Annotated in this window: 15 protein-coding genes and 1 tRNA gene; 5 read left to right on the top strand and 11 right to left on the bottom strand. The window is 66.4% G+C overall.

What is annotated here, in order from left to right; genetic code table 11:
• Window positions 1–86 precede the first annotated feature (86 nt).
• Window positions 87–2657 (bottom strand): cyanophycin synthetase, encoded by a 2571-nt coding sequence (gene cphA, locus OU994_RS16755; protein WP_281606779.1) that lies wholly within the window; start codon window positions 2655–2657, stop codon window positions 87–89.
• 49 nt (window positions 2658–2706) lie between these two features.
• Complete coding sequence (cphA, locus tag OU994_RS16750) at window positions 2707–4884, bottom strand: cyanophycin synthetase (protein WP_281606778.1); 2178 nt, start codon at window positions 4882–4884, stop codon at window positions 2707–2709.
• 249 nt (window positions 4885–5133) lie between these two features.
• Here cphA (OU994_RS16750) and OU994_RS16745 point away from each other — a divergent pair, with 249 nt between their 5' ends.
• Window positions 5134–7416 carry an ABC transporter ATP-binding protein gene (locus OU994_RS16745; protein WP_373922461.1) on the top strand — a complete coding sequence of 761 codons (2283 nt, stop codon included), beginning with the start codon at window positions 5134–5136 and terminating at the stop codon, window positions 7414–7416.
• The gene (locus tag OU994_RS16740) at window positions 7403–7873 is read left to right on the top strand and encodes a DUF1854 domain-containing protein (RefSeq protein ID WP_281606777.1); all 471 of its coding nucleotides are present in this window, start codon (window positions 7403–7405) and stop codon (window positions 7871–7873) included. Before OU994_RS16745 ends, OU994_RS16740 begins: the two co-directional genes overlap by 14 nt.
• Window positions 7874–7991: 118 nt before the next feature.
• Here the strand turns inward: OU994_RS16740 and OU994_RS16735 are convergent, their stop codons facing one another.
• Window positions 7992–8666, bottom strand: a complete 675-nt coding sequence (locus tag OU994_RS16735; protein ID WP_281606776.1) for a hypothetical protein — start codon at window positions 8664–8666, stop codon at window positions 7992–7994.
• A gap of 118 nt (window positions 8667–8784) precedes the next feature.
• Here OU994_RS16735 and OU994_RS16730 point away from each other — a divergent pair, with 118 nt between their 5' ends.
• Window positions 8785–11079 (top strand): FdhF/YdeP family oxidoreductase, encoded by a 2295-nt coding sequence (locus OU994_RS16730; RefSeq protein ID WP_281606775.1) that lies wholly within the window; start codon window positions 8785–8787, stop codon window positions 11077–11079.
• Between the two features lie 158 nt (window positions 11080–11237).
• Window positions 11238–11792, top strand: a complete 555-nt coding sequence (locus tag OU994_RS16725) for an FxDxF family PEP-CTERM protein (RefSeq protein ID WP_281606774.1) — start codon at window positions 11238–11240, stop codon at window positions 11790–11792.
• Between the two features lie 171 nt (window positions 11793–11963).
• On the opposite strand, the gene OU994_RS16720 is transcribed toward OU994_RS16725, so the two are convergent.
• From OU994_RS16720 to OU994_RS16705, 4 genes are all read right to left on the bottom strand, one after another.
• Entirely contained in the window at window positions 11964–13106 is a 1143-nt protein-coding gene (locus tag OU994_RS16720; protein WP_281606773.1) for a hypothetical protein, read from the bottom strand.
• Between the two features lie 45 nt (window positions 13107–13151).
• A complete protein-coding gene (locus OU994_RS16715; RefSeq protein WP_281606772.1) occupies window positions 13152–14171 on the bottom strand; it encodes an aldo/keto reductase in 1020 nt (339 codons plus the stop codon).
• 133 nt (window positions 14172–14304) lie between these two features.
• The gene (gene xerC, locus OU994_RS16710) at window positions 14305–15258 is read right to left on the bottom strand and encodes a tyrosine recombinase XerC (RefSeq protein ID WP_281606771.1); all 954 of its coding nucleotides are present in this window, start codon (window positions 15256–15258) and stop codon (window positions 14305–14307) included.
• A gap of 274 nt (window positions 15259–15532) precedes the next feature.
• Window positions 15533–16414 carry a LysR family transcriptional regulator gene (locus tag OU994_RS16705; protein WP_281606770.1) on the bottom strand — a complete coding sequence of 294 codons (882 nt, stop codon included), beginning with the start codon at window positions 16412–16414 and terminating at the stop codon, window positions 15533–15535.
• 116 nt (window positions 16415–16530) lie between these two features.
• On the opposite strand from OU994_RS16705, the gene OU994_RS16700 reads away from it, so the two are divergent.
• Window positions 16531–17520 carry a zinc-dependent alcohol dehydrogenase family protein gene (locus tag OU994_RS16700; protein WP_281606769.1) on the top strand — a complete coding sequence of 330 codons (990 nt, stop codon included), beginning with the start codon at window positions 16531–16533 and terminating at the stop codon, window positions 17518–17520.
• Window positions 17521–17592: 72 nt separating this feature from the next.
• Here the strand turns inward: OU994_RS16700 and OU994_RS16695 are convergent, their stop codons facing one another.
• The 4 genes from OU994_RS16695 to dnaQ form a co-directional block, all read right to left on the bottom strand.
• Window positions 17593–18102: a GNAT family N-acetyltransferase gene (locus OU994_RS16695; protein ID WP_281606768.1), complete on the bottom strand. Its 510-nt coding sequence runs from the start codon at window positions 18100–18102 to the stop codon at window positions 17593–17595.
• 326 nt (window positions 18103–18428) lie between these two features.
• Window positions 18429–19178: an IS1595 family transposase gene (locus OU994_RS16690; protein WP_281606767.1), complete on the bottom strand. Its 750-nt coding sequence runs from the start codon at window positions 19176–19178 to the stop codon at window positions 18429–18431.
• Between the two features lie 360 nt (window positions 19179–19538).
• Window positions 19539–19613 (bottom strand) — tRNA-Val (locus OU994_RS16685).
• A gap of 79 nt (window positions 19614–19692) precedes the next feature.
• Window positions 19693–20391 (bottom strand): DNA polymerase III subunit epsilon, encoded by a 699-nt coding sequence (dnaQ, locus tag OU994_RS16680; RefSeq protein ID WP_281606766.1) that lies wholly within the window; start codon window positions 20389–20391, stop codon window positions 19693–19695.
• Window positions 20392–20473 lie beyond the last annotated feature (82 nt).

Here is a 20473-nt window from a genome sequence, read left to right as displayed (position 1 = left end):
CGGGGTCAGACCCACCGGGTCTGACCCCTGAATTTGCACCGGGGGTGGCTTCTCTGAAAGGCGCTACCGGCCGCCGCGCTGGGCGGTCAGCCCGCGGCGACCCGCTTGGCGATATGCGCGAGCGCGTCTTCCACCTGGTCGATCAGGATCAGGCACAGGTCGCCCTCGCCCAGCCGCTCCATGGCCGTGTCGATCGCGACGAATTCGCCATCGATCTCGTCGACATGCGAGGTGCGGGTGGCGCCGGCCAGGCCCTGGCGCAGCAGCGCGATCACTTCGCCGTCGGCGCGGCCGCGCTGGCACTGGTCCTGGTACAGCACCACCTCGTCGAACGCCTTGCCGAGGATTTCCGTCTGCTGGCTGATGTCCTCGTCGCGGCGGTCGCCGGCGCCGGAGATCACCACCGAGCGGCGCCTGGCCGGGATGGATTCCACGGCCTGCACCAGTGCGAGCATCGCATCCGGATTGTGGCCGTAGTCGGCGATCACGGTGGCGCCGCGGTAGTCGAACACGTTGAAGCGGCCCGGCGCGTTGTGGCTGTCCGTGTTGAAGGTCTTCAGGCCCAGGCGGATCGATTGCCAGTCGATGCCGGCGCCCCAGGCCGCCGCCACCGCCGCCATCGCGTTCTCGACCTGGAAGCCGATGGTGCCGTTGCGGGTGAGCGGGACGTCGGCAAGCGCGATGCGCTGCTCGAACTTGCCTTCCTTGGCCACCAGGTCGCCCCGGTCGACGAACACGGTGCGGCGGCCCTGCGCCACGTGCGTAGCGACCACCGGATGATAGCGGTCGGCGCCGAAGAACATCACCTTGCCCTTCGAGGCGCTGGCCATGGCCGCCACGATTGGGTCGGTGGCGTTCAGCACGGCCCAGCCGTTTTCATCGACGTTCTGCACGATCACGCGTTTCAGAACCGCGAGGTCTTCGACCGTAGTGATGTAGTTCAGGCCGAGGTGATCGCCGGCGCCGATATTGGTCACCACGGCCACCTTGCAGCGGTCGAAGGCCAGGCCTTCGCGCAGGATGCCGCCGCGCGCCGTCTCGAACACGGCCGCATCCACGTCCGGGTGCTGCAGCACGTTGCGCGCGCTGCGCGGGCCGGAGCAGTCGCCGCTGTCGATCTGGCGGCCGTTGACGTACACGCCGTCCGTGTTGGTCATGCCCACGCGCAGGCCGGACGAGGCGATCAGGTGGGCGATCAGGCGCACGGTGGTGGTCTTGCCGTTGGTGCCGGTCACCGCCACCACGGGAATGCGGCCATCCTCGCCCTCGCCGAACAGCGTGCCGACGATGGCCTCGCCGATCGGCCGGCCTTTGCCGTACGACGGCGACAGGTGCATGCGCAGGCCGGGTGCCGCGTTGACTTCGACCACGCCGCCGTTCTGTTCCTCGATCGGGCGCAGCACGGAATCGACGACGACATCCACGCCGCAGATGTCCAGGCCGATCATCTGCGCCGCTTCCACGGCGCGTGCCGCCACTTCGGGATGCACGTCGTCCGTCACGTCGGTGGCGCTGCCGCCGGTGGACAGGTTGGCGTTGTTGCGCAGGATGACGCGCTGGCCCTGCGGCGGCACCGAGTCCGCGGCCAGCCCCTGCTGTTCCAGGCGCGCCCGGGCGATGTCGTCGAAGCGGATCTTGGTCAGCGAGGTGGCGTGGCCGCTGCCGCGGCGCGGGTCGGCATTGACGATGTCGACCAGTTCGCGCACCGAATGCACGCCATCGCCAACGACGTGCGGCGGATCGCGCCGCGCCGCCGCCACCAGCTTGTTGCCGATGACGAGCAGGCGGTAGTCATGGCCGGGCAGGAAGCGCTCGACCATGATGTCGTCGCGGAATTCGCGTGCCGTGTTGAAGGCGGCATGCGTCTGTTCCTCGGTGGTGATGTTGACGGTCACGCCCTTGCCCTGGTTGCCGTCCTTCGGCTTGATCACCACGGGCAGGCCGATCTGCTGCGCCACGGTCCACGCTTCCTCGGCGCTGTCGACAGTGCGGCCGACCGGCACCGGCACGCCGGCCGCGTCCAGCAGTTTCTTCGTCAGTTCCTTGTCCTGCGCGATGTTCTCGGCGATCGCGCTGGTCGAATCGATTTCGGCGGCCTGGATGCGGCGCTGCTTGCTGCCCCAGCCGAAGGCCACCATCGAGCCGGACGTCATGCGGCGGTAAGGGATCTTGCGGGCCACGGCGGCGTACACGATCGCGCCCGTGCTGGGCCCAAGGCGCACGTCCTCGTCCAGGTCGCGCAGTTCGGTCAGTGCGGCGGTCAGGTCGAACGGCGTATCCTGCAGCGCGGAATTGACCAGTTTCTCGGCCAGCTCCACGGCCAGGCGGCCCACTTCTTCCTCGGTGTATTCGACCACCATCTGGAAGATGCCTTCCTCGACCGTCGCGGTGGTGCGGCTGAACGTGACGGGGCACCCGGCCTCCGCCTGCAATGCCAGCGCCGTCAGCTCGAGCACGTGCGCCAGCGGCACGGCCTCGGAGTGGCCGTGCGGCTGGAACTGGCCGATGCGGGGAAAGCGCGCGCGCAGCCTGACTTCGAAGCCGGGCAGCCGGTCGGCCGCCAGTTCTTCCGGCGTGCACGAAACAATCGCCTCGATGGCGGTATGGTGGCTCCAGAGGTTCGGGCCGCGCAGCGCGCGGGTGCGGATCACTTCCATGTACTGATTCCTGTGTGGTGTTCTTCTTTGCGGGCGGTGGTCGGTGCGATCATGCTGCCCGGTTCTTCCATTCGAACGTGCGCAGCGCGGCGGCGATCAGGTCCGGCGACAGGCCGAGCGCCCAGCCGGTGCCGATCGCGGCCAGCACGGCTTCGCGGCACTCGTCGGCGTCGTTCGGCAGGCAGCTGGCCGGCAATTCGGCCACCTCGTCGGCGCCGATCGCCATCACGAAGGAACCGCCGCGGCCAAACACGGCCCGCCCGCCTTCGGCCCGGTGCGCCGCTAGCGGCGCGGCATCTTCGTGGACGGCGTAGAACAGCACGTCGCCATCGCACAGGCGGGCCATGTCCGCGACCTGGTCGTCGCCGGCATTGAGCACGGCCACGCCATCGGACAGGATCACGTCGACCTGCGTGCGCAGCACGCGGTACATCTGCTCCGGCTCGTCGATATAGAACTCGCCCAGCCGGTCGTGGCCGCGCGTGTCGGTCACGACGCCGACCGTGCAGCGGTCGTAGGCCAGGCCTTCGGTCAGGATCATGCGGTTGCCGTTGGCGAACACGGCCGATTCGACGTTCTTGTTCAGCAGGAGGCGCTGGCCGGATTCCCATTCGGTGAGCGGGCCGCGCGCGATCTTGCGCCCGTTCAGGTACACGCCTTCCTCGCAGGCCACGCCGACATAGCGGCCGGAGACCTGCAGCTGCCACGCGGTGAGGCGGGCGATCAGCGCCGTGTGGCAGGTGCCGGCGACGCCGACGATCGGGATGCGGCCATTTTCGCCCTGCGCGAACAGCTCCTCGACGATCGCCGCGCCCACCGGCCGCGGGGTGCCGCCCGGCGCAGGCTTCAGGTGCGCCAGCAGGCCCGGGCTGGCATTGACTTCGATGATGGCGCCGCCCTGCTCTTCCAGCGGGCGGGAGATGTCCTGCGCCACCAGGTCGATGCCGGCGATGTCCAGCCCCACGGCGCGGGCGGCCAGCGCGGCCATCTCGGCGACGGCGGGATGCACCAGGTCGGTCACGTCGTTGGCGACATTGCCGTTGATGGCGATGAGCACCTTGCGGCCCGCTTCCGGCACCGCATCGTGCGCCAGGCCCTGGCCTTTCAGGACCAGCTGCACTTCCGGCGAGGTTTCCGGTTCGACCGGGTTCAGCGGATGTTCCTCGTTCGGCCCGCGGCGCGGGTCGGAATTGATCTGCGCATTCACCAGCTGGGTGACCGTGGACTGCCCATCGGCCGTGATCCACACGGATTCGCCGCGCGACGCGGCCACCACCTTGCGGCCGACAACCAGCAGGCGGTGCTCGTCGCCGACCACATAGCGCTCGACGATCACCGACGAGCTGTCGCCCCGTTCGATGGCGATGTGGAAGGCCTTGCGCACATCCGCTTCGCTGGTGAGGTTCAGCGTCACGCCGCGGCCGTGGTTGGCGTCCGACGGCTTGACGACGACGGGCAGGCCGATGTCCTGGGCTTCTTCCCAGGCTTCGTCCTCGCTGTCGACCAGCGCGCCTTCGGGCACCGGCACGCCGCAGGAAGCCAGGATGCCCTTGGTCATGTCCTTGTCGCTGGCGATGCCTTCGGCGATGGCGCTAGTATTGTCCGTTTCCGCGGTCCAGATGCGGCGCTGGCGGGCACCGTGGCCCAGTTGCACCAGGTTGCCGTCGGTCAGGCGGATGTGCGGCACGGCGCGGTCGGTCGCGGCTTCGACGATGCTGTTGGTGGACGGGCCGAGGCACAGGCGTTCGACCATGTCGGTCAGCTTGTCGACGGCGCCCTGCAGGTCATACGGCCGGTCTTCGATGCAGGCCATCAACAGGTCGCGGCCGGCGGCCAGCGCGGCGCGGCCGACATTCTCCTGCCGGGTGCGGAAGGCCATCTTGTAGATGCCGCTGCCCTCCGCGGTCTGGCGCGTCTGGCCGAAGCCGGTACGCATGCCTGCCAGGTTCTGCAGTTCCAGCACCACGTGTTCGAGGATGTGGCCGGCGTAGGTACCTTCGCGCAGGCGTTCGAAGAAGCCGCCGCGCTCGCCCACGCCGCAACGGTGCTCCACCATGCCCGGCAGCAGCGCGGTCAGTCGTTCGTACAGGCCGGGAATCGTGTTTGAGGGGAAGTTTTCAAGCTCGCCGATATCGAGCCAGGCTTCGATGACGGGGCGGTAGGTCCAGATGTTCGGGCCACGCAGGTGCGTCACGCGGAGAACGTCGATATCTTTCTTCTTTGTCATGTTTTTGCTCTAGTACCTCTTGCTGTATACTGCGCCCACTGCGCCACCATGGTGCTCAAAGGTAGCGGCTTCCTCTTCCGAATCGTGCCTGAAGAATACAATAAATAAAAACCGGGCCCACTCTCCGGTGCGCTAATCGTGTCAGCGCATTGATAACCTGAGCCGTTACATCCTGGTATTTTCCCATCTATTTTACATTCTTGCCAAACGGCAAAGCCGCCCAGCAAGCTATTCGGAGCAATCCAGACAATGACAAGAACCGATCTTCCCCCTGGGCTGGCCCGCATCGAATTGCCGGAACACTGGCATTCGGACACGCAGATGCAGCTTGCTCCTGGGGAAAACGTGCAAAGTGCGCTGGAGGTTGACCTCGATGACAAACTGCATTTCGCCAAGGGCATCGTTCTGCTGACGGATCGCCGTCTCCTGTCCCGCGCGCCGGGCCAGGGCTGGCAGGCCTGGCCCTATCGCCAGGGCATGCTGCTCAAGCTCCACGACCACGCCGGCGTGGGCCACCTGGAACTGTTCGACGAACACGGCCGCCTGGCCGCCTGGCGCTTCACGCTGGGCCAGAACCTGCATGCGATCAAGCTGGCCGAAGCCTTTACCCCGCTGATGGAAGCGGCGCTGACGGGCCAGCCCGTGGCGCGCCCCGAAGAGCACGCCTGCCCCACCTGCAAGGCCCCGCTGGAACCGGACCAGGACGAATGCCCGATCTGCACGAAGGTGGTGCACACGCCACCGTCCACCTGGACGCTGCTGCGGCTGTGGCGCTTCGCGCACCCGTACCGCTGGCCGCTGGCGGGCGGCTTCACGCTGATGCTGCTGTCCACCGCGGCGCACATGATCCCGCCCTATATCAGCATGCCGCTGATGGACAATGTGCTTATCCCCTACCAGAACGGCCAGCCGGTCGACACCAGCCTGGTGACGATGTACATGTCGGCGTTGCTCGGTTCGGCGATCCTGGCGTGGATCCTCGGCTGGGGCAAGACCTACGTGCTGGCGCTCGTGTCGGAACGGATCGGCGCCGACCTGCGCACGTCCACCTATGAACACCTGCTGCGGCTGTCGCTCGAGTACTTCGGCGGCAAGCGAACCGGCGACCTGATGGCGCGCATCGGCAGCGAGAGCGACCGCATCTGCGTGTTCCTGTCGCTGCACCTGCTCGATTTCGCTTCCGACTGCCTGATGATCATCATGACGGGCGTGATCCTGTTCACGATCGATCCGTGGCTGGCCCTGGTGACGCTGGTACCGCTGCCATTCATCGCCTGGCTGATCCACCTGGTGCGCGACCGCCTGCGCACCGGCTTCGAGAAGATCGACCGCGTGTGGGGCGAGGTGACCAACGTGCTGGCCGATACGATCCCCGGCATCCGCGTGGTGAAGGCCTTCGCGCAGGAAGCCCGCGAGGCGCAGCGCTTCCGCATCGCCAACAAGCACAACCTGGCCGTCAACGACAAGCTGAACAAGGTGTGGTCGCTGTTCTCGCCCACCGTGTCGTTCCTGACCGAGGTGGGCCTGCTGGTGATCTACGTGTTCGGCATCTTCCAGGTCTCCCAGTCGCATGTCACGGTGGGCGTGCTGACCGCCTTCCTCACGTATTCGACACGCTTCTACAGCCGGCTCGATTCGATGAGCCGGATCGTCTCGGTCACGCAGAAGTCGGCGTCCGCCGCCAAGCGCATCTTCGACATCCTGGACCATGTGTCTTCCGTGCCCGAACCGGCCAACCCGGTCAAGCTGGACAAGGTGGAGGGCAACATCACGCTGCGCGAAGTCGGCTTCCGCTATGGCAACCGCGCCGTCAACCGGGGCGTGAACCTGGAGATCAAGGCCGGCGAGATGATCGGCCTGGTGGGCCATTCCGGTTCGGGCAAGTCCACGCTGGTCAACCTGATCTGCCGCTTCTACGACGTGGCCGAAGGCGCGATCCTGCTCGACGGGGTCGATATCCGCTCGCTGGCCGTGTCCGACTACCGCCGCAATATCGGGCTGGTGCTGCAGGAGCCGTTCCTGTTCTTCGGCACGATCGCCGAGAACATCGCCTACGGCAAGCCGGACGCGAGCCGCGCCGAGATCATGGCCGCGGCGCGTGCCGCGCACGCCCACGACTTCATCCTGCGCCTGCCGCAGGGCTACGATTCGATGGTGGGCGAACGGGGCCAGGGCCTGTCAGGCGGCGAACGCCAGCGCATCTCGATTGCCCGCGCGCTGCTGATCGACCCGCGCATCCTGATCCTGGACGAGGCGACGGCGTCGGTGGACTCCGAGACGGAGAAGGAAATCCAGAAGGCGCTGGACAACCTGGTGGCGGGCCGCACCACGATCGCCATCGCGCACCGCCTGTCGACGCTGCAGCGCGCCAACCGGCTGGTGGTGATGGACCGCGGCAAGGTCGTCGAGGAAGGCCCGCACGAGGAACTGATGGCCAACGAAGGCGCCTATTACCGCCTGTACCAGGCGCAGGCCCGCAACGTCGATACCGACCTGGATGACAAGGATGCGCAACGCGATGACGACAATTGATTTCCAGCTGCGGCGCGACCCGTTCGGCCGCCTTTCCCTGATCGACGCCGCCGGCACCGTGCACGAAGGCGTGGCGCCGGTGCGCGCTTTCCCGATCCAGGCCCCCGACGAAGGGCTGGCCCTGGTGAATACGGATGGCAAGGAAGTGATCTGGATCGATACGCTGGACGACCTCCCGGCGGAGATCGCGGCGCTGATCCGCGAGGAACTGTCGGGACGGGAGTTCATGCCGGAGATCCGGCGCATCGTCGATGTGACGAGCTTCGCCACGCCATGCACGTGGACCGTGGACACCGACCGCGGCACGGCCGATTTCGTGCTGCGCGGCGAAGAGGACATCCGCCGCATCGGTACCGAAGCCCTGCTCATCTCGGATACCCACGGGATCCAGTTCCTGGTGCGGAACCAGTACGCGCTGGACAAGCACAGCAAGAAAATCCTCGACCGCTTCCTGTGAAGCCTCCTGTGAAGCGTTTCCTGTGTTGCGCTTCCTGGGATGTGCTTCGTAGGATGCTGTGCTTCCTGTGAAGCGCTGAGCCGCGGCCTGGCCGCGGCCCGTGTGACCGGCTACCGCCCTACTTCAGGTACGGCGCGCAGGCGGCCGTCTTTTTCGCGGCGCCATCGCACACGGCACGGCGGCATTCCACGGCACCCGATTCGCCGGGCCCGGGGCAACGCGCGAACACGGTGCCATAACGGTCCTTGCGGGGTGCCGCCTCGGCGCGCTCGCGCTGTGGCCTGGCTGGTGCCGGCACCACTGCGGGCGCCGCCGATTCATCGCCGGATGCGCCGGACGTCTGCACCGCTGCCCGCACCGCTGTCCGCGCCGGGGTGTGGCCGGGCGCCACTTCGGCGGCCACCCAGTCGGGCAGGTCGCGCAGCACGGCGTCGGGCACGGGCTGGCCAGGCAAGACCAGTGGCGGCAGGCGATCGGCCGACGGCGCAACCGGCACGGGCGCCACTTCCCCTGCCGGCTCGGCCTGCGCTGGCACGGTTGTCGCCCCCGCCGCGGCCGCGGCCGGTGCGCCTGGCGCCGCCAGCGCCCGGCCGGAGAGCGAATTCTCGACACTCTCCATGGCGCGGTTGGTCTGCCATGCCTGGACGCCCCAGACCGCCGCGGCGACGGTGAGGGCCGCCAGCACGGCGGCACCGGCCCAGGCGATCTTGCGGGCGTTGGTCGATGCGGGCGCCCCTTCGGCAGAGGCCGGGTCGTGCGTTTCCGCTCCGGATGGTTGGGTGTCGGGTTCCATCCCGAGAGGATACACGAGGAGCGCGTGATAGGAAATACAACGCCGGGTATCACTGTGCGGTTGCGCACCGACCGAGCGGCAGTGCCGCGCTACCGTGGGTCGTCATCGAGGAGATACCATGAGCGAAAAGTTGAAGGTCGAGTCGGCGGACATGCCGGCCGGCGGCTGGGGGTCGTTGAAGGAAGTCACCAACATCCTGTTCCACGAGCACGTGCCGCTGAAGGACAGCCGGCTGCTGCTCAAGCAGAACAAGCCGGATGGCTATGCCTGTGTCAGCTGTGCCTGGGCCAAGCCGGCCAATCCGCACCCGTTCGAGTTCTGCGAGAGCGGCGCGAAAGCCACCGCGTGGGAAACCACCAGCAAGGCGATCGGCGCCGATTTCTTCGAGCGCCACACGGTCACCGAGCTGGAGAGCTGGAGCGACCATGCGCTGGAAGACCAGGGCCGCCTCACGGTACCGCTGCGCTGGGATGCCGCCAGCGACAAGTATCGCCCGATCGGCTGGGACACGGCGTTCGCCGAGATCGGCACGGCGCTGCGCGCGTGCGACCGCGAGCACGTGGTGTTCTACTCTTCCGGGCGGGCCTCGCTGGAAGCGTCGTACATGTACCAGCTGATGGCCCGCATGTACGGCAACAACAACCTGCCGGACAGTTCGAACATGTGCCACGAAAGCACTTCCGTCGGCCTGAAGAAGACCATCGGCGTGGCGGTCGGCACTGTCGGGCTGAACGACTTCGAGCACACCGACTGCATCTTCTTCTTCGGCCAGAACGTGGGTGTCAACAGCCCGCGCATGCTGCACCAGCTGCAGGAGGCCCGCAAGCGTGGCGTGCAAATCATCACCTTCAACCCGCTGCGCGAGCGTGGCCTGGTCAGCTTCACGAACCCGCAATCCCCGCTCGAGATGCTGACAGGGCAGGAAACGCCGATCAGCACGCAGTACCACCAGCTCCTGCCCGGCGGCGATACGGCAGCGCTGATGGGCCTGTGCAAGGCCGTGCTGGCACGGGACGACGCGGCCCATGCCGCCGGCGACCAGCGCGTGCTGGACATGGCGTTCCTGCAGGAGCACACGCATGGCTTCGAGGCATTCGAACAATCCGTGCGCGGCTGCGCGTGGGACGCCATCGAGGCGGAATCCGGGCTGCCGCGCGCCGCGCTCGAAGCGGCGGCGGATGTCTACTGCAAGTCCGCCGCGGTGATGGGCGTGTATGGCATGGGTTTGACGCAGCACCGCCACGGCGTGCAAAACGTGACGATGCTGGTGAACTTCCTGCTCATGCGCGGCAATATCGGCAAGCCCGGCGCCGGCATCTGCCCGGTGCGCGGGCATTCGAACGTGCAGGGCCAGCGCACGGTGGGCATCACGGAAAAGCCGGAACTGGCGCCGCTCGACAAGCTGAAGGAGCAATACGGTTTCGAACCGCCCCGCAAGCCGGGCATGAACACGGTGGAAGCCTGCGAGGCGATCCTGGCGGGCAAGGTACCGGCCTTCATCGCGCTGGGAGGAAACTTCGTGCGTGCCGTGCCGGATACCGTGCGGATGGAAGCGGCCTGGCGCGAGCTGCCGCTGACGGTGCAGGTATCAACCAAGCTGAACCGCAATCACGTCATCCACGGCAAGGCCTCGTACATCCTGCCCTGCCTGGGCAGGATCGAGATCGACCGCCAGCACGGCATTCCGCAGTCCGTATCGGTGGAAGACAGCACCGCATGCATGCACGGCTCGCGTGGCATGGCGGAACCGGCCGCGGCAACGCTGCTGTCGGAACCGGCCATCGTGGCGGGCCTGGCCAAGGCGGCCCTGCCGCCGAACCCCAAGGTGGACTGGGACGCCTGGGTGGCCGACTACAGCCGTATCCGCGATGCGATCGAGACCACCTACCCCGCCATCTTCAAGGATTTCAATGCGCGGATGTGGACGCCGGGCGGCTTCCGCAAGCCGCTGGGCGCCGCCGAGCGGGTGTGGGACACCCCCAGCAAGCGGGCCGAATTCACCGTGCCGCAGTCGCTTCAAGTCGATCCAGACAGCGACAGCCGGGATCCGGCGGCGCTGCGGCTGTTCACGGTGCGCAGCGACGGCCAGTTCAACACGACGATCTACAGCAATGAAGACCGCTTCCGCGGCGTGAGCGGCAGCCGCATGGTGCTTTTCATGGCGGGTGCCGACATGGCGCGCCTGGGTCTGGCCGCGGGCGACCTGGTCGACCTGGTCACCGCCGTCAGCGACGACGCGCCACGCCTGGTCCGCGGCTTGAGCGTGGTCCCGTACGATATCCCGGAAGGCAGCGTAGCCGGCTACTACCCGGAATGCAATCCGCTGATTCCGCTATGGCACCATGCGATCGACAGCAAGGTGCCGGCGGCGAAATCCATCGACGTGCTGGTGCGCCGCGCCAGCCTGCATTGACCGCGTCGTACCAGACAGCTCGGGGCGGTTGAGGTTCCTTAAAAAATAATAGGGTCGCAAGGTTGACAAAGGGTCCACGGGAGCTAGGCTGAAGTCAGCGCGCACCCGTCGGACCCGACAACCCTGCTATCAAACCCTGCTACCTCGATGGAGGAATCATGCCCGCATCTGTCCTGACCAGATGGGCCGGAGCCACCGCGTTTGCCGCGCTCGCCGCCAGCCCCGCGTTTGCCGATACCGAATCGGTCCATTACGGCAACCTCACTGCGAATGCCGTGGTTGCCACGCCCCTCTCACCCGGCGACAACCTGTTTGTCGACACTTTCACCAGCGAACACGGCGCCCTGAGCCAGATCACCACGTTTACGCTGGAGAGCGCCGCCGACTTCAACGGCCTGGCCGGCTGGATCATCGATACAGCCGACGGGCAAGGCCCCCGCCTGGTGGGCGTCAACATCGACATCCTCGATTCGCAATCGACCGTGGTGGCCAGCGATGAGTTCACGGGTGTGCTCGGCGGCTTCGCGCACTCGAGCTTCCTGGGCAGCCTGGGCCCAGGCATCTATACGCTGGTTGCGACCGGCAACGCGGTGCGCGACGCATCGCTCGACATCTCGCTGTCGTTCACCCCGGCTGTGCCCGAGCCTGCGACGTATGGCATGCTGATCGGCGGCTTCGGTGTGCTGGCCATGCTGGCGCGGCGGCGGCGCTGAGTGTGGCTTGAAGCGGTGGCTTGAAGCGGTGGCTTGATGCGGTGGCCACCGCGGTAGCCCCGTGCCCCGGCTCACTGCCGCAGTCCTGCGGTACTTCTGCGGTACTCCTCCTGCCGTACTCCTCCTGCCGTACTCGTTCGCGTGGGTCTTCGACGTGTCGCGACGCGGGACTCAAGGCCGGCGCTCCAGGTAGGGCCGGCAGGCGGCTTCCTTGCCGGCGCCGCCATTGCAGATATGCCAGCGGCACATCACGGCCCCTCTCGTGCCGAGCGGCGGGCAGCGCCTGAACGTGCCGGTACTTCGCGCCGTGTTCTTCGCCACGGCGCGGCGCTCGGGTGCGGCCTTGCGTTTTGCCGCCCGCGAGGCCCGGTTGCGCTTTCGCGGTTCCGGAGCAGCGTCTTTCACCGTGTCTGCCTTGCCTTGTGCTTCCGCCACGCTCGCGCTGCCGGCCGCTGGTCCCGCCGATGCAAGGCTGGCCGCCTTGCCATCGGCGTTCGGCGGCACAGGTGGCGCGGGCACGATGGGCTGGGCGGCAGTGATGGACGCGGCCTGTTCCTGACCCGGCTTGCCGGGCACGCCTGCGCTCGCCCCCGCCACTGCTACGTCAGCCGAAGCGCCGACGGGCGGGCCTGCTATTGCTGCACCGGCTCCCACCGCCCGGGTTGGCGTGCCAGGAGTTGAAACAGGCAGAACAGCAGTCGATGGCGCAACGGCGTTTGCCGGCGCGCCCGCCGCGTTCGGATCACCGGCCGGCAGCGCAGGCGGCGCGCCCGCGGCCTGCAAGCCAGACTGCGCTGGCACCGATCCTGTCGCGGGGGGCGGCACCGCGGGCGCTGGAAGCGGCGCCATGCGCGCAAGCTTGTACAGCGCCTGGTCGGCCTGCCATTTGCGCACCAGCGAGGGCGTGGCCGCGGCGATCGCCAGAAACAGCATGCCGAGCAAAATCCATGGCAAGCGCTGCCGCCAACGGGCCGCCGGCGCGTCTTCGGCCGATGCCGCCGTTTCGGGCAGGGCGAAATCGGGATGGCCGGCACCGGTGGCGAAGCCGGATGGCGGAAGGTCCGCCGGACTTCCCGGCGCAGCCGCGGCATCCGCTCGCGTCGCGGACGTTCCCGGCGGCGCGGCCGGTTCGGCCGGTTCTGGGGGTTCTTGTGGTCCTGGTGGAATGGAGGAATGTTCGCGCATACTGTAGCGTACGACTTTTGCGCGAAACGCGGCGCCGGGACGCTGTACGGTGGCGCGCCGCATCGGAAAAACCGGCATCGCTGGTTGCGTGGCCGTTGCCATGCGATACCAGTCGGCATCGATTGGCATCGCCTGGCGCGGTTGCGTTCGGCCGGTCCGGCGGGCGGCGTTCCGTCAGGTGTCTTGCGGCGCCGTGCGGGGCGGCACCGGCGCATCCGGCGGCAACAGGCCTCCAGCCAGCAGTTCCTGCCAAAATTGTTCGGGGATTTCAACGCTCAACAGGCTGGCATTGCGCCGGAGGTGTTCCGGGCTGCTGGCGCCCGGTATCGTGGCCACGACGACCGGATGCCCCAGGCCGAACTGCAGCGCGGCCGCGGCGAGGTCGACGCCGTGGCGGGCCGCAACCTTGCGCAACCGGTCGCGATGCTCGTGCTGCACCGGACTGGCTGGCCCGTAGTCGTAGTTGCTGCCGCCGGCCAGGAAACCCGAGTTGAATGGACCGCCCTGCACCACGTGCGCGCCCCGCTCGGCGCACAGCGGGAACAGCTCTTCCAGCGGTGTCTGTTCCATCAGCGTGTAGCGGCCGGCCAGCAGGAAGATGTCCGGATCGGATTGACGCAGCGCCCGCAGGCATGGTTCGATGGTGTTCACGCCGAGCCCCCAGCCCTTGATCAGGCCTTCCTCGCGCAGCTTGACGAGCCCCTCGAAGGCACCGCCCGGGCCCGCGGCGATGCGGAAGTAATGCTCGAACTCGTTGCCCAGGGCATCGATCGACAGGTCATGCACGTACACGATGTCGATGCTGCCGATCGCCAGGCGCTGCAGGCTGTCCTCCACCGAACGACGGGCGCCGTCGGCCGTGTAGTCGAGCACGCGCCGGAACGGCAGCGAGGAGACGAACGGGCTGGCGATGTCGCCGGCCACGTCCGGCACCAGCAGGCGGCCGACCTTGGTCGACAAGGTGTATTCGTGCCGCGCGCGCCGGCGCAATGCCTGGCCGAAGCGCAGTTCCGACAGGCCGGTGCCGTAATGCGGCGCCGTGTCGAAATAGCGGATGCCGGCATCCCAGGCGGCATCGACGGTCGCTTCGCCGGCTGCGTCGGTGGTGGCATGGTACATGTCGCCCAACCCGGTGCCGCCCAGGCCGAGGCGCGTAATCGGTTGATAACGCTGCGGTCGATAACGCTGGTTCACGGTGCATCCCTTCTTCGCGTTGATGGAGGCGCGGCGATTCGCCGCGGGCTCATGCTACACCGCGGCAGGGTGCGCACGATTCACGCGCCGCGCGGGACCTGCCGGTACAAGCGTGCCCGACGCAAATGCCCGTTCACGACGAGCCCTTGCCTTCGCGCTGCCTGCGCGCGGCGCTGAGGTAGGCATCTAGCGCCGGGGCGCGCGCCAGCCCCAGGCGCTTGCGCATCGCCTCCTCCGGTGTCCCGGCATTCAGCTCCACCACGGCAAAGCCATTGCGCAGGGTGCGGCCGCCCACGTGCGGGATCGCCACGCCCGCTTCCGTCAACGCACTGCGCGCCTGGCGATACACCGTGCTTTTATGCAGCCGCCCGCCTTCCGGATCGGCGGGAAATGCCAGGTTGCCCGGAATGCCGAGCCGTTCGCGGGTCGCCAGCCAATCGAGCACCTCCTGCACGGCATGCGGCTGCAGGAACGTTTCATGCGGATAGCTGGTCGGCTGCTTGGCCGTTGGCGTCAGCGTGATGCGCAGGGTGCCGTCTTCTTCCGGCGCACTGGCGACCTCCCCAGTCAGCAGGCCGATCGCCTCGGCCACGCGCAAGCCAGCGCACAGCATCACCAGCTGCATGGCGCGGTCGCGCTGCCGCTTCCACGACTTCAGTTCGGGTTTCGTGGCCACCACCTGCCCCGCCTGGACCGGCGACAGCGCCACCATCTCGCGATCGCGCACCGGCCGGTCGGCCGCCATCATCGCGATGGCGGCGCTGGCCGGATTGGGCAGCCGCCCGATATGTTCGTAGCACCGTTCGATCAGGCGCAGGTAGCGGTAGGCGATCTTGCTGTGCAGCGGGCGCCCGCGCGCGTCGCGCGTGGCCAGGAACTCCAGCAAGTCCCCCGGCTGCAACCCGGACATCGTGCGGCCGTGCGCGCGCAGCCATTTGGCAAAGCGGCCGAACATGAAGGTGTACACCTCGGCCGACGCGGTCGACAGCGGCGGCGCCGCCCGCTTGGCCGTCTGGGCAAACGCGGCGCTGTGGAGGAATTCATCGAATGCGATGACGGGGTTGCGGTCCCAGGCGGAGATGTTCATGGTGCGGCGATCTTACCATTGCCCTGCCATTGTCCAGGGTTCATGTCGCCTGGGCCGATGCGAGGTTTTCCTTGTAGACCTGGTGCTTGGGGAGTCGTGAAAATTCGATGCGGGAGGTTTGTTTATTCTTCGGTTAGTTGCAATTTTCTGGACAAGGCCGGCTGACGCTGCCCGATGTCTATCGTGGTGTGCTTGTCGAACCAGGCTTCCGTGTCCTGTACCTGTTGACCGCGAACTGGTTAGTCCGGCTTCCTTTGGCTCCATCCATACCCGCCTACGCCATCGTTTCTGGAAGAGCGGCTGCCAGTGCTTCGACAGCGACCCGGATGCGGCGTGCCAGATGCGGCGTCTGCTGCCAGGCCAGATGAACGTCATACATGTAGCCCGGCTCGTCGGGAAACACGTCAACCAGCTCTCCCCTGCGCAGCCGCTCCCGCACGAGCCAGCGCGGCAGCCATGCGAGCCCGGCTTCGGCGACCGCCGCATCCGCGATGGCATCGAGATCATCCAGACGAATCCGGCTCGGCGGATTGATCTCGGATAGTGCACAGCCGTCGGCGGGGAATATCCAGGGCGGCACCGGCCCACTGCGCCGGTAAGCCAGGGCATCGTGATGAATGAGTTCGTTCAGCGTGGCTGGACGACCGTGGCGCTCCAGGTAGCCGGGGGCCGCGCAGACGATCATTGCCTGGCTGGCCACACGGCGCGAGACAAGTCCGGGGATCGGTTCCAGCGTTCCCGTCCGGACTGCGAGATCGTAGCCATCCTCGGCCAGGTCGGCCAGGCGGTCGCTGAACGACAGATCGAGCTCGAGCCCGGGATAGTGGCGCGCAAGGTCGAGCAGGACGGGCAAAACGCAGTGCCGGCCGAAATGGACGGGCGCGGTGACGCGCAAGCGACCATGCAGTGCATGCGTTTGATCCGTCGCCATCGCGTCCGCGGCGTCGGCCTCCGCCAGGATCGCCCGGCAACGCTCGTAGTAGGTCCGGCCGAACTCGGTCAGCGAGTGCTGGCGCGTCGTTCGATGGATCAGCTGGACGCGCAGGCGCTCTTCAAGAAAGCGTACATGCTTGCCGACCATCGTGGCGGACAGCGCCAGCTCGTCGGCGGCGGCCGCGAACGAGCCCAGATCGGCCACGCGCACGAAGACGGCCATGCTGGTTAGTCGGTCGATTCCCCACTCCTGGTTATTGCTGAAGAAATTAACTGCCAGTTTATCGCAATGCTGCGCAGCTCTAGACTGATTTCCACACTAACGATTGGGAGTCGACGATGGCACGCGTTATCCGGTTTCATCAGCATGGCGGCCCGGAAGTATTGCGGATCGAACAGGCAGAAGTAGCCCCGCCAGCACCGGGGCAGGTACAGATCACCGTCAAGGCGCTGGGACTCAATCGCGCCGAAGCGCTGATGCGGGAAGGTACGTACATCGAGACGCCTGCCCTGCCCTCCGGGCTCGGCCTGGAAGCTGCGGGTATCGTCACGATGCTCGGTGCCGGCGTAACGTCGATCGCGCTCGGGGACGCTGTCAGCGTGGTGCCGCCTGTATCGATGAGCCGGTGGCCAACGTACGCGGAGATCGTGAATGTTCCTGCCGACCATGTCGTCAAGCATCCCCCCGGGTTGGGATGGGAGAGCGCGGCGGCGCTCTGGATGGCGTACCTGACAGCCTATGGGGCATTGGTCGACATTGCGAAATTGCAGCCCGATGACCAGGTCGTCATCACGGCAGCATCCAGCAGCGTCGGGCTCGCTGCGATCCAGATCGCTCGTCATGTCGGTGCCATACCGATCGCGGTCACACGCACGGCACGGAAGAAGCAAGAGCTGCTGGAGGCTGGGGCAGCGCATGTAGTCACCATGGACGACGAAGACATGGCTGCGGCCCTGGTGGCGCACGCCGGACCCGCCGGTGTGCGTGTCGTATTCGATCCGGTGGGCGGCCCGCTTTTTGATCCCCTGACCGAGGCGATGCGGCCAGGCGGTATCCTCGTCGAATACGGTGGGCTCAGCAAGGAGCCAACGCCGTTTCCGCTGTTTTCCGTACTCAGCAAGAGCCTGACGCTGCGCGGCTATCTCGTTCACGAAATCCTGACGGATCCGCATCGGCTGGCGGCGGCCCAGCGGTTTATCCTGGACGGGGTCGGCGCAGGCGTCTTCCGCCCCGTGATCGCCAAGACATTTTCATTCGATGAAATGGTGGCGGCACACCGGTACATGGCGTCGAATGCCCAGTTCGGCAAGATCGTCGTTACCCTGTGAAGGCATGACGCCGGATCGGATGCGAGCCGGCGCGGGCGCGTCCGGCCAGCGCCAGCACGACTGAAAGCTGCCTCAATCCCCGCAGCGAGGCTGGCGCAAGTCCAGGTACATCACATACGCCGTGACATAACCGTCCCTGGGGTGGGCGAATGCTTCGGGTATCCTGCCCACCCTTTTAAAGCCCAGTGAACGATAGAGCGAGAGCGCGGCGGTGTTGGTGGCCAACACCTGGTTGAACTGCATGGCGCGAAATCCGGAAGCTCGCGCCGAGTCGATAGAGTGCCGCACCAGCGAACGTCCAACGCCCTGCCCTCTCGACTGTTGGGCGACCAAAAAGGTCGCTGTCGCGATATGCGAACCGCGCCCCGGCATATTGGCGCCATAGCGGTACATGCCGAGTAGCAGGTCGCCCCGATAGGCGACCACACACCCCCGAGCGCCCAACCATTGGCTATCGATGAAGCCCCTTTCCACATCGTTCATGAATGGCAGACTATCACCCTCGGTTGCTACCGAGCGAAGGAGCGCGAGCATCGCACCCGCATCGGCAATGGTTGCGTCGCGCAAGTCAAAGTCGTTCATGATGACGCTCCGTCTGTTCGATAAAAGCTTGTGTCGGTGCCGGATGGTAAGGCTTGGCGCCGGCTCTCGCCGCAGTTCCCGCGGCGTTGCTGTGGCATGTTCTTCCGTGCGCCGTTGGCGGGGGCCGCCTTCGCACTGGCCGCCTCGAGGCAATATGCATGAGCGCCGTACAGCTCCGATGCCTCGACCGTGAGAGCCCGGACCGGGCCACACAGCGACGTTCGCACCCGATTCGCGCAAACAAAAAGGCGCTGTTCGCGTTGAGTAGCTTTGCCGTTGAGCACGAAACTTTCTTGCATGCCGAGCGCGACAAGAGAGCTGATCAGCTAGTCTGACGCCACGGCAATGTGCAACCATTGGCGCGGCGCCGTCAGCTCGGCGGCATCGAGCACGCGCTGCCAGCCGGTGTAATTGGCGAGATAGCGGCTGGCCACGCCATTGAATCGCCGCAGCCAGGTCTTGTAGCGGCTATGCCATCCGTTGACACCCTGGATATGGAGTGCGCCGCGCACCCGGATGCCGGCACGCACATTGATCGCTTCGTGCGTGATGCCGGCCTGCTTCGCAAATGCCTGGTACGCCTTGGCCGCATCGGTCACGAGCAACACATCGGGCGCCAGCACAGGCTTCAGGTGTTTCATCAGCTGGCTGGCGCTGACCGGGCCGCGGCCTGTGACGAAGTCACAGGTTTGCCGGTTGCGGTCACGGGCAACGAGGATGCAGTCCAGCTCGCTGCTGATGCCGCGCCGGCTGGCCTTCCCGCCGCGTTTGCGGGGCGGGCGATCCAGGTGGCGCGAGCCCTTCTGTGATTCCAGATGGTAGGTTTCATCGGCCTCGACGATGCCAGTCAGCTGCGGACGGGGCGCCCGGAGCATGGCGGCGATGAAACGGTGACGCCATCGAAAACTAGTCGACTTGGCCACCGCGACGCGGCTGGCCGCCGAGCGCACAGGGGTCGACTCGATCAGGCATTGAAAGTATTGCAGCCACTTGTCGCGCAGGCGCAAACGGGCAAGCGGTGTGCCGGTCAGGGCGTTATAGCTGCGCCGGCATGCCACGCAGCGATAGCGCTGCAAGCCACTAGCCTGTCCGCAACGGTGAGACTTCTCGCGGCCGCAATGCGGACACGGCGGCTTTCCGGCGGCTTCCTCGATGAGGCGATGACACTGCCCTGGTTGCTCGACGCGCGCAAGAAAGCCCTGCAGCAATGCGACCTGATCTTCTGAAAGCGGTTGCTGCATCAACGCTTCGATCAGTACTCGAACCTCCGCCGTGCCCATGTCGCCTCCTGATATACATGAAGTATCTCAACAGGAAGTCAGACCGTGATGCCGGCGGGAAGTTCGCTTAATTACCGCTCACAGCGCCAACAAAAAAGGCTTGCAACGCAACGTTGCAAGCCTTGGCTGACCAATCCACGCTGGTCAAACGAATCCTGGTGGGAAGTGCAAGTTTCGAACTTGCGACCCCTGCAGTGTGAATGCAGTGCTCTACCCCTGAGCTAACCTCCCGAAGAAGCAGTATTATAGGTGCCGCCTTGCGCCAGGTCAAGCGCCTGCTGAGCAAGGCTGGCACGTTGCCCCCGTCGCGTCAGGCGGCGGTACGCCACACACTGGTGCCCTTCACGGCCTTGTCCAGGCCGTTGAGCAGGTCTTCATGCGCGGCCAGCTCCTCGGCCGAGGCACGGACGACGAGGATCTCGGCCAGCGCCACCTGTTCGAGGTGCAGGCCGGTGGCCACCTCTTCCACTTCGATATCCATGCCGAGGCTGTTCTGGCCGCGCGTCATCGCCAGGTATACGTCCGCCAGCAGTTCGGCATCGAGCAAAGCGCCGTGCAGCTTGCGGTGGGCGTTCGAGATGCCGTAGTGATCGCACAGTGCGTCGAGGGAATTGCGCTTGCCGGGCCGCAGTTCCTTCGCCTGCACCAGCGTATCGATGACGCCGCCGATATGCTCGTCGAAGGCTGGCAGGTTGAGCATGCGGAATTCGTGGTTCAGGAAACCCAGGTCGAATGGCGCATTGTGGATGATCACCTCGGCACCGCGGATATACTCGCGCAACTCCTCGGCGATCTCGCGGAACCGCGGCTTGTCGGACAGGAATTCCGTTGTCAGCCCGTGGACGGCGAGCGCGCCCTCTTCCGAGTCGCGGTCCGGATTGATGTAGCGGTGAAAGTTATTGCCGGTCAGCTTGCGGTTGACCAGCTCGACGCAACCGATCTCGATGACGCGGTTGCCCAGCTTGGGGTTGATACCGGTGGTTTCGGTATCGAGGACGATCTGGCGCATGGTGCGAAGTGCTGTTCTGGATGAGCCGTGCAGTATAGCAAGAAAGACAGCGAAGAAGCCGGCTTGCCCCACCGGCTTACTC

Origin of the sequence: Pseudoduganella sp. SL102 (assembly GCF_027856995.1) — a bacterium.
GTDB classification, from domain to species: Bacteria; Pseudomonadota; Gammaproteobacteria; order Burkholderiales; family Burkholderiaceae_D; genus Rugamonas; species Rugamonas albidiflava.
Note: the sequence above shows the minus strand (reverse complement) of the source record. Positions and strands in the feature narration are given on the sequence as shown.

Excerpts from the sequence above, each read along its gene's own strand:
- cphA (WP_281606779.1), bottom strand. The coding sequence starts at position 2,657 with ATGGAAGTGATCCGCACCCGCGCGCTGCGCGGCCCGAACCTCTGGAGC.
- cphA (WP_281606778.1), bottom strand. The coding sequence starts at position 4,884 with ATGACAAAGAAGAAAGATATCGACGTTCTCCGCGTGACGCACCTGCGT.
- OU994_RS16745 (WP_373922461.1), top strand. The coding sequence starts at position 5,134 with ATGACAAGAACCGATCTTCCCCCTGGGCTGGCCCGCATCGAATTGCCG.
- OU994_RS16740 (WP_281606777.1), top strand. The coding sequence starts at position 7,403 with ATGACGACAATTGATTTCCAGCTGCGGCGCGACCCGTTCGGCCGCCTT.
- OU994_RS16735 (WP_281606776.1), bottom strand. The coding sequence starts at position 8,666 with ATGGAACCCGACACCCAACCATCCGGAGCGGAAACGCACGACCCGGCC.
- OU994_RS16730 (WP_281606775.1), top strand. The coding sequence starts at position 8,785 with ATGAGCGAAAAGTTGAAGGTCGAGTCGGCGGACATGCCGGCCGGCGGC.
- OU994_RS16725 (WP_281606774.1), top strand. The coding sequence starts at position 11,238 with ATGCCCGCATCTGTCCTGACCAGATGGGCCGGAGCCACCGCGTTTGCC.
- OU994_RS16720 (WP_281606773.1), bottom strand. The coding sequence starts at position 13,106 with ATGCCAATCGATGCCGACTGGTATCGCATGGCAACGGCCACGCAACCA.
- xerC (WP_281606771.1), bottom strand. The coding sequence starts at position 15,258 with ATGAACATCTCCGCCTGGGACCGCAACCCCGTCATCGCATTCGATGAA.
- OU994_RS16705 (WP_281606770.1), bottom strand. The coding sequence starts at position 16,414 with ATGGCCGTCTTCGTGCGCGTGGCCGATCTGGGCTCGTTCGCGGCCGCC.
- OU994_RS16700 (WP_281606769.1), top strand. The coding sequence starts at position 16,531 with ATGGCACGCGTTATCCGGTTTCATCAGCATGGCGGCCCGGAAGTATTG.
- OU994_RS16695 (WP_281606768.1), bottom strand. The coding sequence starts at position 18,102 with ATGAACGACTTTGACTTGCGCGACGCAACCATTGCCGATGCGGGTGCG.
- dnaQ (WP_281606766.1), bottom strand. The coding sequence starts at position 20,391 with ATGCGCCAGATCGTCCTCGATACCGAAACCACCGGTATCAACCCCAAG.